Below are 15138 nucleotides of genomic sequence, written 5' to 3' on the forward strand. Positions count from 1 at the left end.
ATAAAATGGATGGGCATGACATGGCAACTGAACAATCTGCAATTACGCGCGCAACTTTCGATGAAGTGATCCTGCCGATTTATGCACCGGCCGAGTTTATCCCGGTAAAAGGGAAAGGCAGCCGGGTCTGGGATCAGCAGGGCAAAGAGTACGTGGATTTCGCGGGCGGTATTGCGGTGACGGCGCTGGGGCATTGCCATCCTGCACTGGTTGAAGCATTAAAAACCCAGGGCGAAACCCTGTGGCACACCAGCAACGTCTTCACCAATGAGCCTGCGCTGCGTCTGGGACGTAAGATTATCGACGCCACCTTTGCCGAGCGCGTGCTGTTCATGAACTCCGGCACCGAAGCCAACGAAACGGCGTTCAAGCTGGCGCGTTACTACGCGTCGACCCGTCATAGCCCGTACAAAACCAAAATTATCGCTTTCCATAACGCTTTCCACGGGCGTTCGCTGTTTACGGTTTCCGTCGGCGGGCAACCGAAATACTCCGACGGATTTGGCCCTAAACCGGCAGACATTATCCACGTGCCGTTCAACGACCTGCATGCTGTAAAAGCCGTCATGGACGATCATACCTGTGCGGTAGTGGTTGAGCCAATCCAGGGCGAAGGCGGCGTGATGGCGGCAACGCCTGCGTTCCTGCAAGGTCTGCGAGAACTGTGTGATGAGCATCAGGCGCTGCTGGTATTTGATGAAGTCCAGAGCGGAATGGGGCGTACCGGCGATCTGTTTGCCTATATGCATTACGGCGTCACGCCAGATATCCTGACCAGCGCCAAGGCGCTCGGCGGCGGTTTCCCGGTTAGTGCCGTGCTGACTACCCAGGATATCGCGTCTGCCTTCCACGTGGGTTCCCACGGTTCAACCTATGGCGGTAACCCGCTGGCGTGCGCGATTGCCGGGGCGGCGTTTGATATCATCAATACGCCTGAGGTACTCAACGGGGTGAGCGCGAAACGCGAACAGTTCGTTAAGCAGCTTCAGCAGATCGACGCGCAGTTCGATGTGTTCAGCGATATTCGTGGCATGGGGCTATTGATTGGTGCAGAGCTGAAGCCGCAGTACAAAGGGCGTGCGCGTGATTTCCTGCACGCTGCGGCTCAAGAAGGCGTGATGGTGCTGAATGCCGGGCCGGACGTGATGCGCTTTGCGCCGTCTCTGGTAGTAGAAAGACAGGATATCGACGAAGGGATGATCCGCTTCGCCAGCGCGGTCGCGAGGGTCGTAAACGGTTAATATGGCTCGCGCTTTAAGCGGCGCGAGAGCCAAATGCCATGTTGTGGGCGTTGACGCCATGCCACCGACGAGATGGTGTGCATGGTGCTCAGATGCCCGAGCACGCGCTGTAAATGTTGCTCCAGCGTGCTCATCGGGCCGTAGGTGAGCGTCTCTGGCGCTTCCAGAATATTAGTATCGCCCGATTGTCCCGGCGCATCGTACTCCAGGCGCTGCTGACAGCGTTGCAGTGCAATTTCACACGATTCTAAATATCGCTGAGCCAGATCTGGCGTCAGCATCGTATGCTCGCGTGCCAGCGTCGTCATCGCATTAATATGCTCGACGATAAACTGGCTGTGCGTCACCCATAGCTTCATGTCTGCCAGATAGTGCGAATTAAAGCCCGGCTCCTGCATGGCCTGATTCAGCGAGTTAAACAGGGCGTTGTGCGCCTGGTTCACCTTCATACGCTGATACGCCAGCGGTGAAGGCTGCGGATCGGCGCTCAAAATCAACCGAATAGCCTGCTGGTCAGCTTCCAGTGCATCGTGGGCGTTTTGGCGTAATAAGCCGCTTTGCCATTGCGGCCACAGCCAGACCATGCCGCCAAAGGCGATCAGACAGCCAATCAGCGTATCGACCAGGCGTGCCACAATGAACTGTTCGCCGTTTAGGGTGAGCAACTGTAAGGTGTATACCGCTGTGACCGTAAACCCCACCATCGCCCAGCCGTAGTTTTTGCGGATGAAGAGATAGCTGACCAGGGTGATAACCAGCATACCCGCGAGGGTGTACCCGTCCGGGACGTGAAAGTGCAGCGTGACCCCGGCTATGACTAACCCGGCGATAGTGCCTCCTGCCCGATGAAGGATGCGTACCCGCGTTGCACCGTAGCCGTTTTGCGTGACGAACAGCACGGTCATTAAAATCCAGTAAGGCTTAGGCAGATGCAACGCCACACCCATCAGGCTGGCGAAACTTAACATGACGCTAATACGTGCCGCGTTGCGCAGTGCTGAAGACTTGAACGACAGATAGCTTTTCAGCGCGGGTAAGAGCGGGAGGCGTTTTTGCTTATCGGCCATCAGGTCGCGCGGGTAGAGCGGACGCTGTGTTCGCAGCACGCGTGCGATGCGGCTAAAGTGCCACGCGCAGAACTGCCCAACCGGGTTATCCGCATGCTGGTGGGCAATTTTTTCCAGCGCACCCAGCTGTTTATCCATCGTAAAGCGCGTGGGATATCGGTGGTACAAGATGTCGTCAGCCAGCACGCGCAGGCGTCCCGCAACGGTCTGGGCATTCCAGCGGATCACCGCCTCGGCGTGGCTACGCTCCACCAGCTTTTGTACTTCTTCAGGATGATGCAGACTAACGGAGATATGCTCCTGCAAATCCAGCCCAACCTGAAAAGTTCGTAGCAGCCGTTTGTATTCGTGGTTTTTATTGGCCGCGAGCATGTGAAGCTGTTGGTAACACTGGCTAATCAAATCGACTACTTTTTGTTGACGAGCCAGCAGTGGCGGCAACGCTTTTTCCGGATCGGTATGTTGTGTCAGCAGGGTGTATTTTGCTTCGCAATAGTCAGCGAGCTGTCGGTAGAGCAAGCTCAGCGACTCCCGCAGGGGCTGTTCCCGCCACATCCAGAACCAAAACCAGTTGAACAGCCCGTACCAGAGCGTGCCGAGGGCGTAAATTAAAAGCGGCTCCCACACCGGCATATTTCCGGCGAGGCTAAGCGTAAAAATGGCGGCAATCAGTGATGCAGGCAGTAATCGGGCATGCAGAGAGCTGATCTCTGCCGTGACGCCTAACGTCATGGCCAGCACCGTCAAAATCAGTGGCAGCGGAATATCACGAGCCAGTAAAAGCTGAACGGCAAGGCTACATCCTGCAAACAGGCAGCCACCGATAATCAGACGTTTGAAAAAACGTTTATGCGGAGTATCCAGACCCGCGATATTGCAGCAGGCAGGAACAAGCGAGAAAAGCAGACCGTGTTGCAGGTGGCCGAGAAGTAAACCGACAGCCACGGGAAGACATAACACCAACGTTTGTCGTAGTGCGTAGTTAACTTCTGGGTGATAAATCAGTCTGCGCCACATGGGTGAGAGAGACAAAAACGGCGTGACATCTTGCGATGGCACGCCGTTTTAACCGGGGTTAACGGGTTCCGTAAACCACGATGGTTTTGCCGTGAGCGGAGATCAGGTTCTGATCTTCAAGCATCTTCAGAATACGGCCAACGGTTTCACGAGAACAACCGACGATCTGACCAATCTCCTGACGGGTAATTTTAATTTGCATACCGTCCGGGTGGGTCATGGCGTCTGGCTGTTTCGCCAGGTTGAGCAGAGTCTGGGCGATGCGGCCCGTTACATCCAGGAAGGCGAGGTTACCCACTTTCTCAGACGTGACCTGTAGGCGGTTAGCCATCTGCGCAGAAAGACGCATCAGAATGTCCGGATTGACCTGGATGAGCTGACGGAATTTCTTGTAAGAGATCTCAGCCACTTCACAGGCCGATTTTGCACGTACCCAAGCGCTACGTTCCTGGCCTTCTTCAAACAGGCCCAGCTCACCGATGAAATCGCCCTGATTCAGATAAGAAAGGATCATCTCTTTCCCTTCTTCATCTTTAATCAGCACGGCCACTGAGCCTTTCACGATGTAATATAACGTTTCCGCTTTTTCACCCTGGTGAATCAGCGTGCTCTTCGATGGGTACTTATGAATATGGCAATGAGACAAGAACCATTCGAGTGTCGGGTCTGTTTGCGGTTTGCCAAGCACCATGCGCTGTTATCCTCTGTTATAAGCTGTCACCAGAGTCATAAGTTGCATCCTGACTCTGGGGTTGCAATCGAATTCTTACCCGTACCTGGGATTTGGCTGTCACAAATATTTGCAGCCAGTAAAGTTTGATGTCCTCTGCATACATGTGTAACGTCAATGTATTACTGTAGCATCGAGACTGTTTTAGCATAGCTTTTGCCGCGTGTCTCCTGGTGTCTCGCTTCAGCATGATGCAGGTCGCCTTCCAATGAGAGAATTGTCACGCACACCTAATCTGTACGAAAAAATGCAACTTCGGAGTGAATAAAATGCAAGCGCGCGTGAAATGGGTTGAAGGTTTAACGTTCCTCGGCGAATCCGCTTCAGGACACCAAATTTTGATGGACGGTAACTCCGGTGATAAAGCCCCTAGCCCGATGGAAGTGGTGTTAATGGCCGCTGGCGGATGCAGCGCGATCGACGTGGTGTCTATTTTACAAAAAGGCCGTCTTGCGGTGACTGACTGTGAAGTTAAGTTGACATCAGAGCGCCGCGAAGAAGCGCCGCGTCTGTTTACGCATATTAATTTGCATTTCATTGTGACTGGTAAAGAGCTAAAAGATGCAGCGGTGTCACGTGCGGTGGATTTGTCTGCGGAAAAATACTGCTCCGTAGCACTGATGCTGGAAAAAGCGGTGAAGATTACGCATTCGTATGAAGTGATCGAGGCGTAAAAATACGCCCGGTGGCGCTGTCCACAGCGCCGCCGGGCATAAAACGTTATGCGATCTGCTTGCCTTCCATCAGTCGCTGTACCAGCGGCATCATGATTAACTCCATCGCCAGACCCATCTTCCCGCCAGGTACCACCAGCGTATTAATGTGTGAAATAAACGAGCCTTGCAGCATCGCCAGCAGCCACGGGTAATCGATATCTTCCAGATTGCGGAAATGAATCACCACAAAGCTCTCGTCCAGTGACGGAATCGTTTTGGCCGCAAACGGGTTGGAGGTATCAACCGTTGGAACGCGCTGGAAGTTGATATGCGTGCGCGAGAACTGTGGGGTCAGAAAGTTGATGTAATCTTCCATAGAACGCACGACCGAATCCATCACCGCCTCGCGGGAATGGCCGCGCTCGCTGGTGTCGCGCGTGAGCTTTTGGATCCACTCGAGATTCACAATTGGCACCACGCCGACCAGCAAATCCACGTGCCGCGCTACGTCCTGATGGGGCGTCACCACGCCGCCGTGTAGCCCTTCATAGAACAGCACGTCGGTCGGTTCCGGCAGCGGCTGCCACGGCGTAAACGTGCCAGGAACCTGATTCCACGGCACGGCTTCATCGTAGGTGTGCAGATATTTGCGTGACTGCCCTGTTCCGGTTAACCCATATTCCGCGAAGGTTTGTTCCAGCAGACCAAAGTCGTTGGCATCGGGGCCAAAATAACTGATGTGCTTGCCTAAATCGCGGGCCTTGCGAATGGCCATGTCCATTTCAGGGCGGGTAAAACGATGAAAGCTGTCGCCTTCGACTTCTGCCGCCCGTAAATTGAGCTGAGCGAAAATCTTACGAAAAGCGAGGCTGGTGGTGGTGGTTCCCGCACCACTCGATCCCGTAACGGCAATAACCGGATGTCTGGCGGACATAGCAACTCCCTGACTGGAAAGATGAAGCAATCAACCGCGAAACTGATTGCGGGGCATGATGTTGACCGTTTCGTGCAGTTCAGACCACACCAGCAACACCTCGCCGTTTTGTAGCTGCCGTTTCACATCGGCGACCTTTTGTTCAAGCGAACGTTCATGTTCACCATAATCTGTGCCTTCGCGTAATACAAAGCTTTCGATCAGGCTATCCAGCGTTTCGGGAGCCAGATCCTGCCAGGGAATCATCATCGTATTTTTTCCAGAAAGGGGGTTAACCAGTCGGGGATGCGCGCTTCCAGCCACATTTTAGGGCGTGTTAATGTGCCGCCGATAAAGCCAACGTGACCGCCATGTTCGGTGAGCTGATACTGCACGTTAGCGGGCAGATGCTCCGGTGCCGGAATGGAGTGATGATCCATAAAGGGATCGTCTTTCGCATGAATAATCAGCGTCGGCTTGGTTATCTGATTCAGCAGCGGCATGGCGCTGCACTGACGGTAATAGTCTAGCGCATCGGCAAAGCCGTGGATCTTCGACGTGATCAAATCGTCAAACTCGCGCAGACGGCGCATGCGTTTTAGCTGTTGCAGACTGATCGGCAGCGTATCCGGATAGGCTTTGAGCTTACGGGCGGCGTTGGCTTTCAGGAGATTGAGCAGATAGCGCTGATAGACCCGTGAAAAGCCTTTTTCCATATGGTAGCTGCACTGTTCGAGCATAAAGGGTGCCGAGACGATCACCGCTGCATCCAGCGGAACGTTGTCGATTTCTTTTGCCAGCAGGCAGGCGAGCATGTTGCCGCCCAATGAATACCCTACCGCTGCGGTCGGTGCAGGGCCATAGGTCTGCGCTAACCAGTGCAGGAACCAGGTGCCATCTTCGGTTTCACCCGAATGGTAAATACGCTTCTGGCGGTTAGGTTCACCGCTGCATCCGCGAAAATGCATCACCACACCCAGCCAGCCGCGTGCTTTTGCCGCATGGATCAAACCATGCGCATACGGGCTGTGCAGGCTGCCTTCCAGGCCATGAAAGACCACCAGGCGCGGCTTGTGTTTGGCTTGTTCGGGATCTTCGCTCCAGGCGAGATCCACAAAGTCGTCATCCGGCAGATCAAGGCGCTGCCAGTGCGGTGTAAATTGCAGTTTGCGACGAAGTAATCGTGGCAGCATGGTTTGCAGATGCGGATTCGCCACGCCGCGCATGGGAATAAATTCAGCGCTCTGTTCACACGCGATGTCGAAGTCCGACGGGATAATTTGAGTCATAACGTTGTGATGTCAATTCTTATCAGTTTCTACTATACCTGCCGAAGTGTACCCCGTTTAGCCTGTTTTTCCGAAACGTGAACTGATCTTGATCACAAAGTTTTACAACGATTGTTACTCTCAGGCTAATGATTCACCTCTACGCTTAATTGATGCCTTTCTCACCAGAGCGCACACTTTACTCAGCGTTAAGCAAATCAAAATGATGTGCTGAATCAGGAGGTTAATAATGTTATCTGGGCAAACACCCACCCGGGTCTGGAACACGCGACGCACTGAGAAAGCGCGCCGTCTGGCTTCTGTCCCGGTGCAAGGCAAGGTCCTGCCAACCGGCGATCTTGTCGCCATGCTGGAAAAACTGATCGCCCCAGGCGACAAAGTCGTGCTGGAAGGTAACAACCAGAAACAGGCAGATTTTCTTTCTCGCATGCTGGCCGAAGTGAATCCGCAAATCGTTCACGACCTGCATATGATTATGCCGAGCGTCGGTCGTAGCGAACATCTTGATATCTTTGAAAAGGGCATCGCCCGCAAGCTTGATTTCTCTTTCTCCGGCACGCAAAGCCTGCGCATCTCGCAGCTGCTGGAAGACGGTCAACTCGAAATCGGCGCTATCCACACCTACATCGAACTCTATTCCCGTCTGTACGTTGACCTCTCGCCGAACGTGGCGCTGATTGCTGGCTTTAAGGCCGACCGCAAAGGCAACCTGTACACCGGTGCCAGCACCGAAGACACCCCTGCGCTGGTGGAGGCCGCCGCATTCCATGACGGGATCGTCATCGCGCAGGTAAATGAGCTGGTCGACGACGAATGTGACCTGCCGCGTGTGGATATCCCCGGCTCCTGGATTGACTACGTGGTGGTCGCAGACAAGCCGTTCTTTATCGAACCGCTGTTCACCCGCGACCCGCGTCTGATCAAGCAAGAACATATCCTGATGGCGATGATGGCGATTAAAGGCATCTACGCGGAACATCAGGTGCAGTCTCTTAACCACGGCATCGGTTTTAACACCGCCGCCATCGAGCTGCTGCTGCCCACCTACGGCGAACAGCTTGGCCTGAAAGGCAAAATCTGTAAGCACTGGACCCTGAACCCGCATCCGACGCTGATCCCGGCGATTGAAAGCGGCTGGGTGGAAAGCGTGCACTGCTTCGGCGGTGAGCTGGGGATGGAAGAGTACATCCGCGCCCGTCCGGATGTGTTCTTTACCGGTGCCGACGGCTCGATGCGATCTAACCGCGCGTTCTGCCAACTGGCAGGCCAGTACGCGGTAGACATGTTTATCGGCTCCACGCTTCAGGTGGACGGTGATGCCAACTCTTCTACCGTCACACGCGGTCGTCTGTCTGGTTTCGGCGGTGCGCCAAATATGGGCCACGATCCGCACGGTCGTCGTCATGCGACCCCGGCTTGGCTGAACATGAAAACCGAACCAGACCCGATGCAGCGCGGTAAAAAGCTGGTGGTACAGATGGTTGAAACCTTCCAGGCGGGCGTGAAACCGACCTTCGTCGAAAAACTGGATGCCGTTGAAGTAGCGAAATCCTCCGGGATGCCGCTGGCGCCGGTCATGATTTACGGCGATGACGTTACCCACGTATTAACTGAAGAGGGTATCGCTTACCTCTATCGTGCCGAAAGCCTGGAAGAACGCCGTGCGATGGTTGCGGCGGTTGCGGGTATCACCGATATCGGCCTGGGCGTTGACGCCAAACGCGTCGCGGCGCTGCGTCAAAGCGGCAAAGTCGTGTACCCGGAAGATATGGGTATTCGCCGCACTGACGCCACGCGTTCTCTGCTGGCAGCCGGTAGCGTGTCGGATCTGGTGGACTGGTCTGGCGGTCTTTATAACCCACCTGCGAAATTCCGGAGCTGGTAATGAAACTTCTGCCCCAGATTCAGGTTGAAGGCGGTGCCGAATGGCTGGCGCGAACCGCCACGCAGTGTCTGATTGACGAAGCACGATTAAGCCCGAAACCCGGTCTGGTGGACAGTCGGGGGAACGGTGCGCATCACGATCTCACGCTCGCGTTAATGGAGTGTTCCGCGCACAGCCTGACCCCCACTTTCCAGGCGCTGGCGCAGCAAAGCTGGCAGCGTCCGGCAGATATTGCCCTCAGACAAACCGTAGGGCGACTCGGTCGCGAGGGCGAGCAGCAGATGATGGCGGCCACCCAGGGTGTGAACACGCATCGCGGCGCGATTTGGGCGCTGGGATTGCTGGTGAGCGCGGTGGCCATGCTGGGCGGTGAAGCCAAAGCCGACGCGGTGGCTAAAATCGCCGCTCAGCTTGCCACGCTGCCCGACGATGCGGCACCGAAAGTGTTCAGTAAAGGGCTTCGTGCCACTCATCGCTATCGTGTTCCCGGTGCGCGCGAAGAAGCTCAACAGGCGTTTCCGCACATTTTACAGCGGGCATTGCCGCAGCTTCGCTTGAGCCGGTTAAACGGCAGCAGTGAAGCGCACTGCCGGCTCGACGCGCTGATGGCCATTATGACCTCGCTCACCGACACCTGCGTGCTGTCTCGCGCCGGGATGGAAGGGCTGGACGCCATGCAGGACGGCGCTCGTGCCGTACTCGACGCTGGCGGTTGCGCTCACCCTGACGGGCAGCGGGCATTGGCAGCGCTCGATCGCCAGATGCTGGCACTCAATGCGTCGCCCGGCGGTGCCGCTGATTTGCTCGCTGCCACGCTTTTCCTTGACCGCATCGACACGCCTTATTCACAGCATTAAGAGGATGTTATGGAAAAAATCACATTAACTCTGCCCGCCAGCCGCACGTTAAGCGGTAAAGCGCTGGCAGGGGTCGTCGGTTCCGGTGATATGGAGGTGTTATTCACCGCCGACCAGAGCCAGACGTTAACTATCGAAATCACCACTTCTGTCGACAACAGCCGTAGCCGCTGGGAAGCGCTGTTCAATCGTCTGCAAACCGTGAGCAGCCTGCCTGCCGGTACGCTGACGATCCACGATTTTGGCGCAACGCCCGGTGTGGCGCGCATTCGTATCGAACAGGTATTTGAAGAGGTGAGCTATGCGTGATGATCGCAGTTTTATCGAATTAAAAGCGCGTCAACGTGCCCACGCGCTGCTGGACGACGGCAGCTATCGCGAATTGCTGGACCCGTTTGAAGGCATCACCTCTCCGTGGCTGGCGGCGCAAGGTATCGTGCCGCAGGCGGATGACGGCATGGTGGTTGCCAAAGGCACCATCAACGGTCAACCGGCGGTGGTTGTCGCCATTGAAGGGGCATTCCAGGGTGGCAGCATGGGCGAAGTGTCCGGTGCCAAAATGGCGGCCGCGCTGGAGCTGGCAGCAGAAGATAACCGCAACGGCATCCCGACTCAGGCGGTGTTGTGCCTCGAAACCGGCGGCGTGCGTTTACAGGAAGCGAACCTCGGTCTGGCGGCGATTGCTGATATTCATGCTGCGATTGTTGACCTGCGCCGTTACACCCCTGTGGTCGGCATTGTGGCGGGAACCGTGGGCTGCTTCGGCGGGATGTCTATTGCCGCCGCATTGTGCAGCTATTTGATTGTCACCCGCGAAGCGCGCCTCGGTCTGAACGGCCCGCAGGTTATCGAACAGGAAGCGGGAATTGAAGAGTACGACTCCCGCGACCGTCCGTTTATCTGGAGCATGACCGGGGGCGAGATTCGCGCTCAGAGCGGACTGGTGGATGCGCTGGTCGGTGACGGCGTGAATGCGGTGAAACAAGCCATGAATGACGCGATTGCGAAAGGCGTTCCGGCTAAACATCGCACCGATAACTACGACTGGTATCTGGATCGTTTGTCGAATTTCGACACGCGCAAACAGGCTGATACCGAACAAATTCACGCGCTTTTTGCCCGGGAGGTGAAATGATGACTCGCTCAGTTAGCCGTGGGGAATTATGGCTCGACACCCTTGCCCCTCATGCAAAACGTCTTGAAGGTTTATGCCCGTCAGTGCAGGCCGCAGATGGCGCAATCAACGGTGAAACGGTGCGTTTTATCGCCGTGGTACCCGATGCCAACAACCACTTCCCGCGCGCCGCGCAGGGCGAAGTAGGGCTGCTTGAAGGCTGGACGCTCGCGAAAGTCGTGAGTGAAACCGTTGCCGCCGATGCCGATAAAGCCGTGAAGCGCCCGATTGTGGCGGTCATTGATGTGCCAAGCCAGGCGTACGGTCGCCGTGAAGAAGCGTTTGGTATTCATCAGGCGTTGGCCGGTGCAGCAGCGGCGTATGCCAACGCGCGTCTGGCGGGGCATCCGGTGATTGGGCTTATCGTCGGCAAAGCCATGTCCGGTGCGTTTCTGGCGCACGGTTATCAGGCCAACCGTCTGATTGCCTTCAACGATAAGGGCGTATTGATTCATGCGATGGGCAAAGAATCCGCCGCGCGCATCACCCTGCGTACCGTCGAGGCGCTGGAAAAACTGGCGGCAACGATCCCGCCAATGGCCTACGACATCAGCAACTATGCCACGCTGGGGCTGCTCGAAAACCTGCTGGATATCAGCAATCCTGATGCCCCATCCGCCAACGATTTGGCGCAGGTGGAAACCACACTGCAACAAGCCATCCACGACGCACGTCAGGACACCACACTCAAAAGTCGCCTCGGTGCTGACAACCGCCGCAGCTCTGCTCTCGTTCGCGAACGCATGCGAGCAAGCTGGTAAATAAAAAAGACCTGCCAGATGGATATCCCCGTGGGCGCAATCGCTGCGCCCACGCGGGAATGTGCATCCTGAAAAATAATAATCATCGCGCCAGTGCTAAACGTTTTTTTATATTTAATACAGGTGATTTATGACTTACGTAATTGTTCATGCTCTTGCACCGATTTTTATCATCATGCTGCTGGGATTCTGGGCCGGTAAAGCAAAGATGGTCGATAACAAAAATGTTTCCCTGCTTAATATTTTCGTGATGGATTTTGCACTGCCCGCCGCCTTGTTTAGCGCGACGGTACAAACGGCGTGGTCAGGGATTGTGGCGCAGTCGCCGCTGATTCTGGTGCTGACGCTGGCGATGTGGGTTACCTACGCCGCTATTTACTTCACCGCGACTAAGGTCTTTAAGAAATCACCGCAGGATGCGGCGGTACTGACGCTGACCGTCGCGCTGCCAAACTATGCGGCGCTCGGTTTGCCCATTCTGGGCAGCGTGTTGGGTGAAGGCTCTGCGACGTCACTTTCCGTGGCGGTGTCTATTGCCTGTGGTTCTGTGCTGATGACCCCGTTCTGCCTGCTGATTCTGGAACGTGAAAAAGCGCGTGCAGAGGGCGGGAACAGTGGCTCTACGCTGGCGATGCTGCCGGTACTGATGTGGCGTTCGATTAAAAAACCGATTGTGATGGGCCCGCTGTTGGGTGTGATTCTGTCTGCCATCGGCATCAAAATGCCGGAGCTGGTGCTGGCGGCTATTAAACCGCTGGGTCTGGCGGCGACGGCGGCCGCGCTGTTCCTGACCGGCGTGATTCTGTCGGCCCGTAAGCTACAGATCAACACCATGGTCATCAGCGCCACGATCACCAAGCTGCTGATCCAGCCTGCGATCGCATGGGGTATTGTGCTGATTTTCGGTCTGCACGGCTCCGTGGCGATTACCGCGATCCTGATGATTGCGCTGTCTGCGGGTTTCTTCGGTGTGGTCTTTGGCAACCGTTTTGGCGTGCAGTCGCCTGATGCAGAAGCGGTGCTGCTGTTAAGCTCGGTCCTGTGTATCCTGTCGCTACCGCTGTTTATCTCGCTGACTTCAGGAATGTAATCATGACCACAACATTACGCCCACACGATCTTATCTGGCTCAACGCACGCGACGCGCTGGAAGATATTACTGAATCTTGGGTAGATAGCGCGTGGCATACCGGCCTGCCGGTGGTGGTGCGGCGTGATGTTGATAGTACAGGGCGTATCCCCGTCGGCGTGCGTGGCCTTCGTCGCGACCAGCGTGCGGCGGGGTGGGTGAATGCCGCGAACATGACGCGGGTGGTTTCCCCTGAAGATCTTCACCTACTGGCCGATCTGCTGCGCTCACCCTTTATCACCCAGCCGCCGGTTCAGGTGGCGCTACAGCTTGCCCAGCAGGCGTGGCCGTGGGGGTGGGGAGTGACCGGAAGCACGGGCTATGCCCTGGCGACCGGTATTCCGGTTATCCATGCCGATAGCGATCTCGACCTGGTGATTCGCGCCCCGCAGCCGCTTTTACCTGACGCCTTTAACCTCTGGCAGTCTCAGCTTGGTAGCGCGCTGTGCCGCGCCGATACGCAGGTCGAGACGCCAGAAGGGGGGTTCGCACTGGCAGAGTGGCTACGCGACGGGAAAACATTACTGAAAACGAGCCGTGGGCCGCGTCTGGTGGCCGACCCGTGGTACAGGGAGGCGTAATGAAAATTCTGTTTACCTTTCCAGGACAGGGGACGCAGCATGCAGGCATGCTGAACGATCTGCCGGGAACGGAGATGGCGTTGGCGCGAGAAGTGCTTGGTGCAGAAGTCGATCTGCTGGATTCACCTGAATCTTTACAGCATACCCGCGCGGTACAGCTCTCACTGTTAATTGCCGGGGTGGCCTGGGCGCGTGAGCTTGTGCGGCGTGGTGTTTCGCCGGATATCGTCAGCGGGCTGTCCATCGGCGCATATCCCGCGGCTGTCATAGCCGGGGCGCTGGATTTTACCGATGCACTCAGCTTGGTTGCTCTACGTGGTGATCTCATGGAGCAGGCCTATCCGCACGGCTACGGCCTGACGGCAATCATGGGGCTGACGCTGACGCAGGTTGAAAACCTGATTGCAGGCACTGGCACCTACGTTGCGAATCTCAATGCTGAAACGCAAATAGTGATCGCCGGGACTGACGAGAGTATGGCGCAGGTGGCGACGCGGGCGCTGGAAAGAGGGGCAAGCAAAGCGCGCAGATTAACCGTCAGCGTGCCGTCGCACTGCGAGCTGCTGGCACAACCGGCGCAAAAGCTGGCTGAGGCGTTTAGCCACGTCACGCTCTCTCGCCCACGCTGCGCGTATCTCAGCGGCAGCACCGGACGCGTTTTATGGCAGCCGGAAAAAATTGCCGATGATTTGGCAATGAACATGGCGCGCACAGTGCGCTGGCAGGAGGCGGTGATTTCCGCCAACGAGCGCGAAGCGCGGCTGGCGATAGAGATGCCACCCGGCGGGGTGTTGACGTGTCTGACGCGACAGGCCGCATGGGAAGGTGAATCGATTTCACTGGAACGCAGTGGAGTGGACGTGGCGGTACATCTGGCGAAGCGCCTTAAGGCGTAATGTTTTGCTCCAGGCTGCGGGCATACATCCGCCCCTCGGCGGCCAGTGCGCGCAGGCTCGGATCCTGCTCGCGGTTACGGGCAAAGACGATGGCGATCAACTGCTGCATTTGATACGGCTGCGCCAGCTTCAGTAACTGCACGGAGTTTTCGTAAACCTTTTTCATTCTGCCCGGCATCAGCGTAAAGCCGACGCCCGCCTGGACCAGGCTTAGCATCGAGAAAATATCATTCACTCGCGTCACAATTTCAGGCTCGAAACCTGCGATATGGAACGCCTCCTGAAAGCCTGCGTAGGTGGCAAATCCTTCCGCCAGGGAGACAAACTTCTGATCTCTGTAGTCGCGCAAATCGGCCAGGCCGCCGCTGTTGAGCTTGGCCGAGGCGGGGGCGGCAAGAAAGATGTCGTCATGGAACAGCGGTAAAACTTCAAGGCTATTGCGATCGATATCGCTCTCGGAGATGGAAATCAGAATCGCGTCCAGCGAACCTTCATCCAGCAGGTGTAGCAGGGTTTCGTTGGAGCCCATCGTCAGATCCATTTCCAGATCCGGTCGACGCAGCTTCATGCCCATAATCAGACGCGGCACCGTTTCCATCGTTAGCGAGTAGAGCGTACCGACACGCAAGCGCCCCTGCCCGATACCGGCGATTTTACGCGCCTCATCCAGACCGCGATCCATCACCTGCATCACTTCCTGGCAATATTCCAGCAGCGTCCAGGCGGAGGGCAATGCAATCAGATTGCGGCCCTTATGGGTGAACAGCGGGCAGCGGACGTTTTCTTCCAGCGTGTGCAGGGCGCGATGCACGCTCACACCGCTAAGGCCTAATGCCTCGGCGGTGCGCGCGATATTGCCCTTGTCCATGAAGGTCATGAATATGCTGAGCTTGCGAAAAGTGATTTCGCTGGTGATGTCGATACTCATAACCCTCCCGGTGC

General features: G+C 56.3%; 16 protein-coding genes. 10 read left to right on the plus strand and 6 right to left on the minus strand.

The genetic code is table 11. The features are described 5' to 3' along the window. Positions 1-20 precede the first annotated feature (20 nt). Complete coding sequence (gene argD, locus AC6EMZ_RS16830) at positions 21-1241, plus strand: bifunctional acetylornithine/succinyldiaminopimelate transaminase (protein ID WP_498403845.1); 1221 nt, start codon at positions 21-23, stop codon at positions 1239-1241. On the opposite strand, the gene AC6EMZ_RS16835 is transcribed toward argD, so the two are convergent. Both AC6EMZ_RS16835 and crp read right to left on the minus strand, forming a co-directional pair. Next, the gene (locus tag AC6EMZ_RS16835) at positions 1238-3325 is read right to left on the minus strand and encodes a YccS/YhfK family putative transporter (RefSeq protein ID WP_498403977.1); all 2088 of its coding nucleotides are present in this window, start codon (positions 3323-3325) and stop codon (positions 1238-1240) included. The genes argD and AC6EMZ_RS16835 overlap by 4 nt on opposite strands. Before the next feature lie 58 nt (positions 3326-3383). Next, positions 3384-4016: a cAMP-activated global transcriptional regulator CRP gene (gene crp, locus AC6EMZ_RS16840; RefSeq protein ID WP_139879030.1), complete on the minus strand. Its 633-nt coding sequence runs from the start codon at positions 4014-4016 to the stop codon at positions 3384-3386. Between the two features lie 308 nt (positions 4017-4324). Between crp and AC6EMZ_RS16845 the strand changes: the two genes are divergently transcribed. Beyond that, the gene (locus AC6EMZ_RS16845) at positions 4325-4729 is read left to right on the plus strand and encodes an OsmC family protein (protein WP_498403979.1); all 405 of its coding nucleotides are present in this window, start codon (positions 4325-4327) and stop codon (positions 4727-4729) included. Between the two features lie 46 nt (positions 4730-4775). Here AC6EMZ_RS16845 and AC6EMZ_RS16850 read toward each other — a convergent pair whose 3' ends face one another. The 3 genes from AC6EMZ_RS16850 to AC6EMZ_RS16860 are packed head-to-tail and all read right to left on the minus strand — an operon-like array spanning position 4776 to position 6913. Next, positions 4776-5645 carry a phosphoribulokinase gene (locus AC6EMZ_RS16850; protein ID WP_498403847.1) on the minus strand — a complete coding sequence of 290 codons (870 nt, stop codon included), beginning with the start codon at positions 5643-5645 and terminating at the stop codon, positions 4776-4778. A 30-nt stretch (positions 5646-5675) separates the two neighbouring features. Beyond that, positions 5676-5894: a YheU family protein gene (locus tag AC6EMZ_RS16855; RefSeq protein ID WP_059180263.1), complete on the minus strand. Its 219-nt coding sequence runs from the start codon at positions 5892-5894 to the stop codon at positions 5676-5678. Next, on the minus strand, positions 5891-6913 hold the full coding sequence (locus AC6EMZ_RS16860; RefSeq protein ID WP_498403848.1) for a hydrolase: 1023 nt from the start codon (positions 6911-6913) through the stop codon (positions 5891-5893). The genes AC6EMZ_RS16855 and AC6EMZ_RS16860 overlap by 4 nt, the downstream gene beginning before the upstream one ends. A gap of 229 nt (positions 6914-7142) precedes the next feature. On the opposite strand from AC6EMZ_RS16860, the gene mdcA reads away from it, so the two are divergent. From mdcA to mdcH, 8 genes are all read left to right on the plus strand, one after another. Then, the gene (gene mdcA, locus AC6EMZ_RS16865) at positions 7143-8798 is read left to right on the plus strand and encodes a malonate decarboxylase subunit alpha (RefSeq protein ID WP_498403849.1); all 1656 of its coding nucleotides are present in this window, start codon (positions 7143-7145) and stop codon (positions 8796-8798) included. Then, entirely contained in the window at positions 8798-9655 is an 858-nt protein-coding gene (locus tag AC6EMZ_RS16870) for a triphosphoribosyl-dephospho-CoA synthase (protein WP_498403851.1), read from the plus strand. The genes mdcA and AC6EMZ_RS16870 overlap by 1 nt, the downstream gene beginning before the upstream one ends. A gap of 9 nt (positions 9656-9664) precedes the next feature. After that, the gene (gene mdcC, locus AC6EMZ_RS16875) at positions 9665-9964 is read left to right on the plus strand and encodes a malonate decarboxylase acyl carrier protein (RefSeq protein WP_498403853.1); all 300 of its coding nucleotides are present in this window, start codon (positions 9665-9667) and stop codon (positions 9962-9964) included. Beyond that, a complete protein-coding gene (locus AC6EMZ_RS16880; RefSeq protein ID WP_498403855.1) occupies positions 9957-10790 on the plus strand; it encodes a biotin-independent malonate decarboxylase subunit beta in 834 nt (277 codons plus the stop codon). Before mdcC ends, AC6EMZ_RS16880 begins: the two co-directional genes overlap by 8 nt. Next, positions 10790-11590, plus strand: coding sequence for a biotin-independent malonate decarboxylase subunit gamma (mdcE, locus tag AC6EMZ_RS16885; protein WP_498403981.1), 801 nt, complete (start codon positions 10790-10792; stop codon positions 11588-11590). Before AC6EMZ_RS16880 ends, mdcE begins: the two co-directional genes overlap by 1 nt. A 130-nt stretch (positions 11591-11720) precedes the next feature. After that, positions 11721-12680 (plus strand): AEC family transporter, encoded by a 960-nt coding sequence (locus AC6EMZ_RS16890; RefSeq protein ID WP_498403857.1) that lies wholly within the window; start codon positions 11721-11723, stop codon positions 12678-12680. Positions 12681-12682: 2 nt separating this feature from the next. Then, positions 12683-13300, plus strand: a complete 618-nt coding sequence (locus AC6EMZ_RS16895; protein WP_498403859.1) for a malonate decarboxylase holo-ACP synthase — start codon at positions 12683-12685, stop codon at positions 13298-13300. Beyond that, entirely contained in the window at positions 13300-14196 is an 897-nt protein-coding gene (mdcH, locus tag AC6EMZ_RS16900; RefSeq protein ID WP_498403861.1) for a malonate decarboxylase subunit epsilon, read from the plus strand. The genes AC6EMZ_RS16895 and mdcH overlap by 1 nt, the downstream gene beginning before the upstream one ends. Here mdcH and AC6EMZ_RS16905 read toward each other — a convergent pair. Next, entirely contained in the window at positions 14186-15124 is a 939-nt protein-coding gene (locus AC6EMZ_RS16905; protein WP_498403863.1) for a LysR family transcriptional regulator, read from the minus strand. The two genes, mdcH and AC6EMZ_RS16905, sit on opposite strands and share 11 nt — an antisense overlap. Between the last annotated feature and the right edge of the window lie 14 nt (positions 15125-15138).

Source organism: Enterobacter sp. SCRI0065, from assembly GCF_059766475.1.

What these genes read in the sequence shown, in the direction of transcription:
- argD (WP_498403845.1), top strand. Translation starts at nt 21, where the DNA reads ATGGCAACTGAACAATCTGCAATTACGCGCGCAACTTTCGATGAAGTG.
- AC6EMZ_RS16835 (WP_498403977.1), bottom strand. Translation starts at nt 3,325, where the DNA reads ATGTGGCGCAGACTGATTTATCACCCAGAAGTTAACTACGCACTACGA.
- crp (WP_139879030.1), bottom strand. Translation starts at nt 4,016, where the DNA reads ATGGTGCTTGGCAAACCGCAAACAGACCCGACACTCGAATGGTTCTTG.
- AC6EMZ_RS16845 (WP_498403979.1), top strand. Translation starts at nt 4,325, where the DNA reads ATGCAAGCGCGCGTGAAATGGGTTGAAGGTTTAACGTTCCTCGGCGAA.
- AC6EMZ_RS16850 (WP_498403847.1), bottom strand. Translation starts at nt 5,645, where the DNA reads ATGTCCGCCAGACATCCGGTTATTGCCGTTACGGGATCGAGTGGTGCG.
- AC6EMZ_RS16855 (WP_059180263.1), bottom strand. Translation starts at nt 5,894, where the DNA reads ATGATGATTCCCTGGCAGGATCTGGCTCCCGAAACGCTGGATAGCCTG.
- AC6EMZ_RS16860 (WP_498403848.1), bottom strand. Translation starts at nt 6,913, where the DNA reads ATGACTCAAATTATCCCGTCGGACTTCGACATCGCGTGTGAACAGAGC.
- mdcA (WP_498403849.1), top strand. Translation starts at nt 7,143, where the DNA reads ATGTTATCTGGGCAAACACCCACCCGGGTCTGGAACACGCGACGCACT.
- AC6EMZ_RS16870 (WP_498403851.1), top strand. Translation starts at nt 8,798, where the DNA reads ATGAAACTTCTGCCCCAGATTCAGGTTGAAGGCGGTGCCGAATGGCTG.
- mdcC (WP_498403853.1), top strand. Translation starts at nt 9,665, where the DNA reads ATGGAAAAAATCACATTAACTCTGCCCGCCAGCCGCACGTTAAGCGGT.
- AC6EMZ_RS16880 (WP_498403855.1), top strand. Translation starts at nt 9,957, where the DNA reads ATGCGTGATGATCGCAGTTTTATCGAATTAAAAGCGCGTCAACGTGCC.
- mdcE (WP_498403981.1), top strand. Translation starts at nt 10,790, where the DNA reads ATGACTCGCTCAGTTAGCCGTGGGGAATTATGGCTCGACACCCTTGCC.
- AC6EMZ_RS16890 (WP_498403857.1), top strand. Translation starts at nt 11,721, where the DNA reads ATGACTTACGTAATTGTTCATGCTCTTGCACCGATTTTTATCATCATG.
- AC6EMZ_RS16895 (WP_498403859.1), top strand. Translation starts at nt 12,683, where the DNA reads ATGACCACAACATTACGCCCACACGATCTTATCTGGCTCAACGCACGC.
- mdcH (WP_498403861.1), top strand. Translation starts at nt 13,300, where the DNA reads ATGAAAATTCTGTTTACCTTTCCAGGACAGGGGACGCAGCATGCAGGC.
- AC6EMZ_RS16905 (WP_498403863.1), bottom strand. Translation starts at nt 15,124, where the DNA reads ATGAGTATCGACATCACCAGCGAAATCACTTTTCGCAAGCTCAGCATA.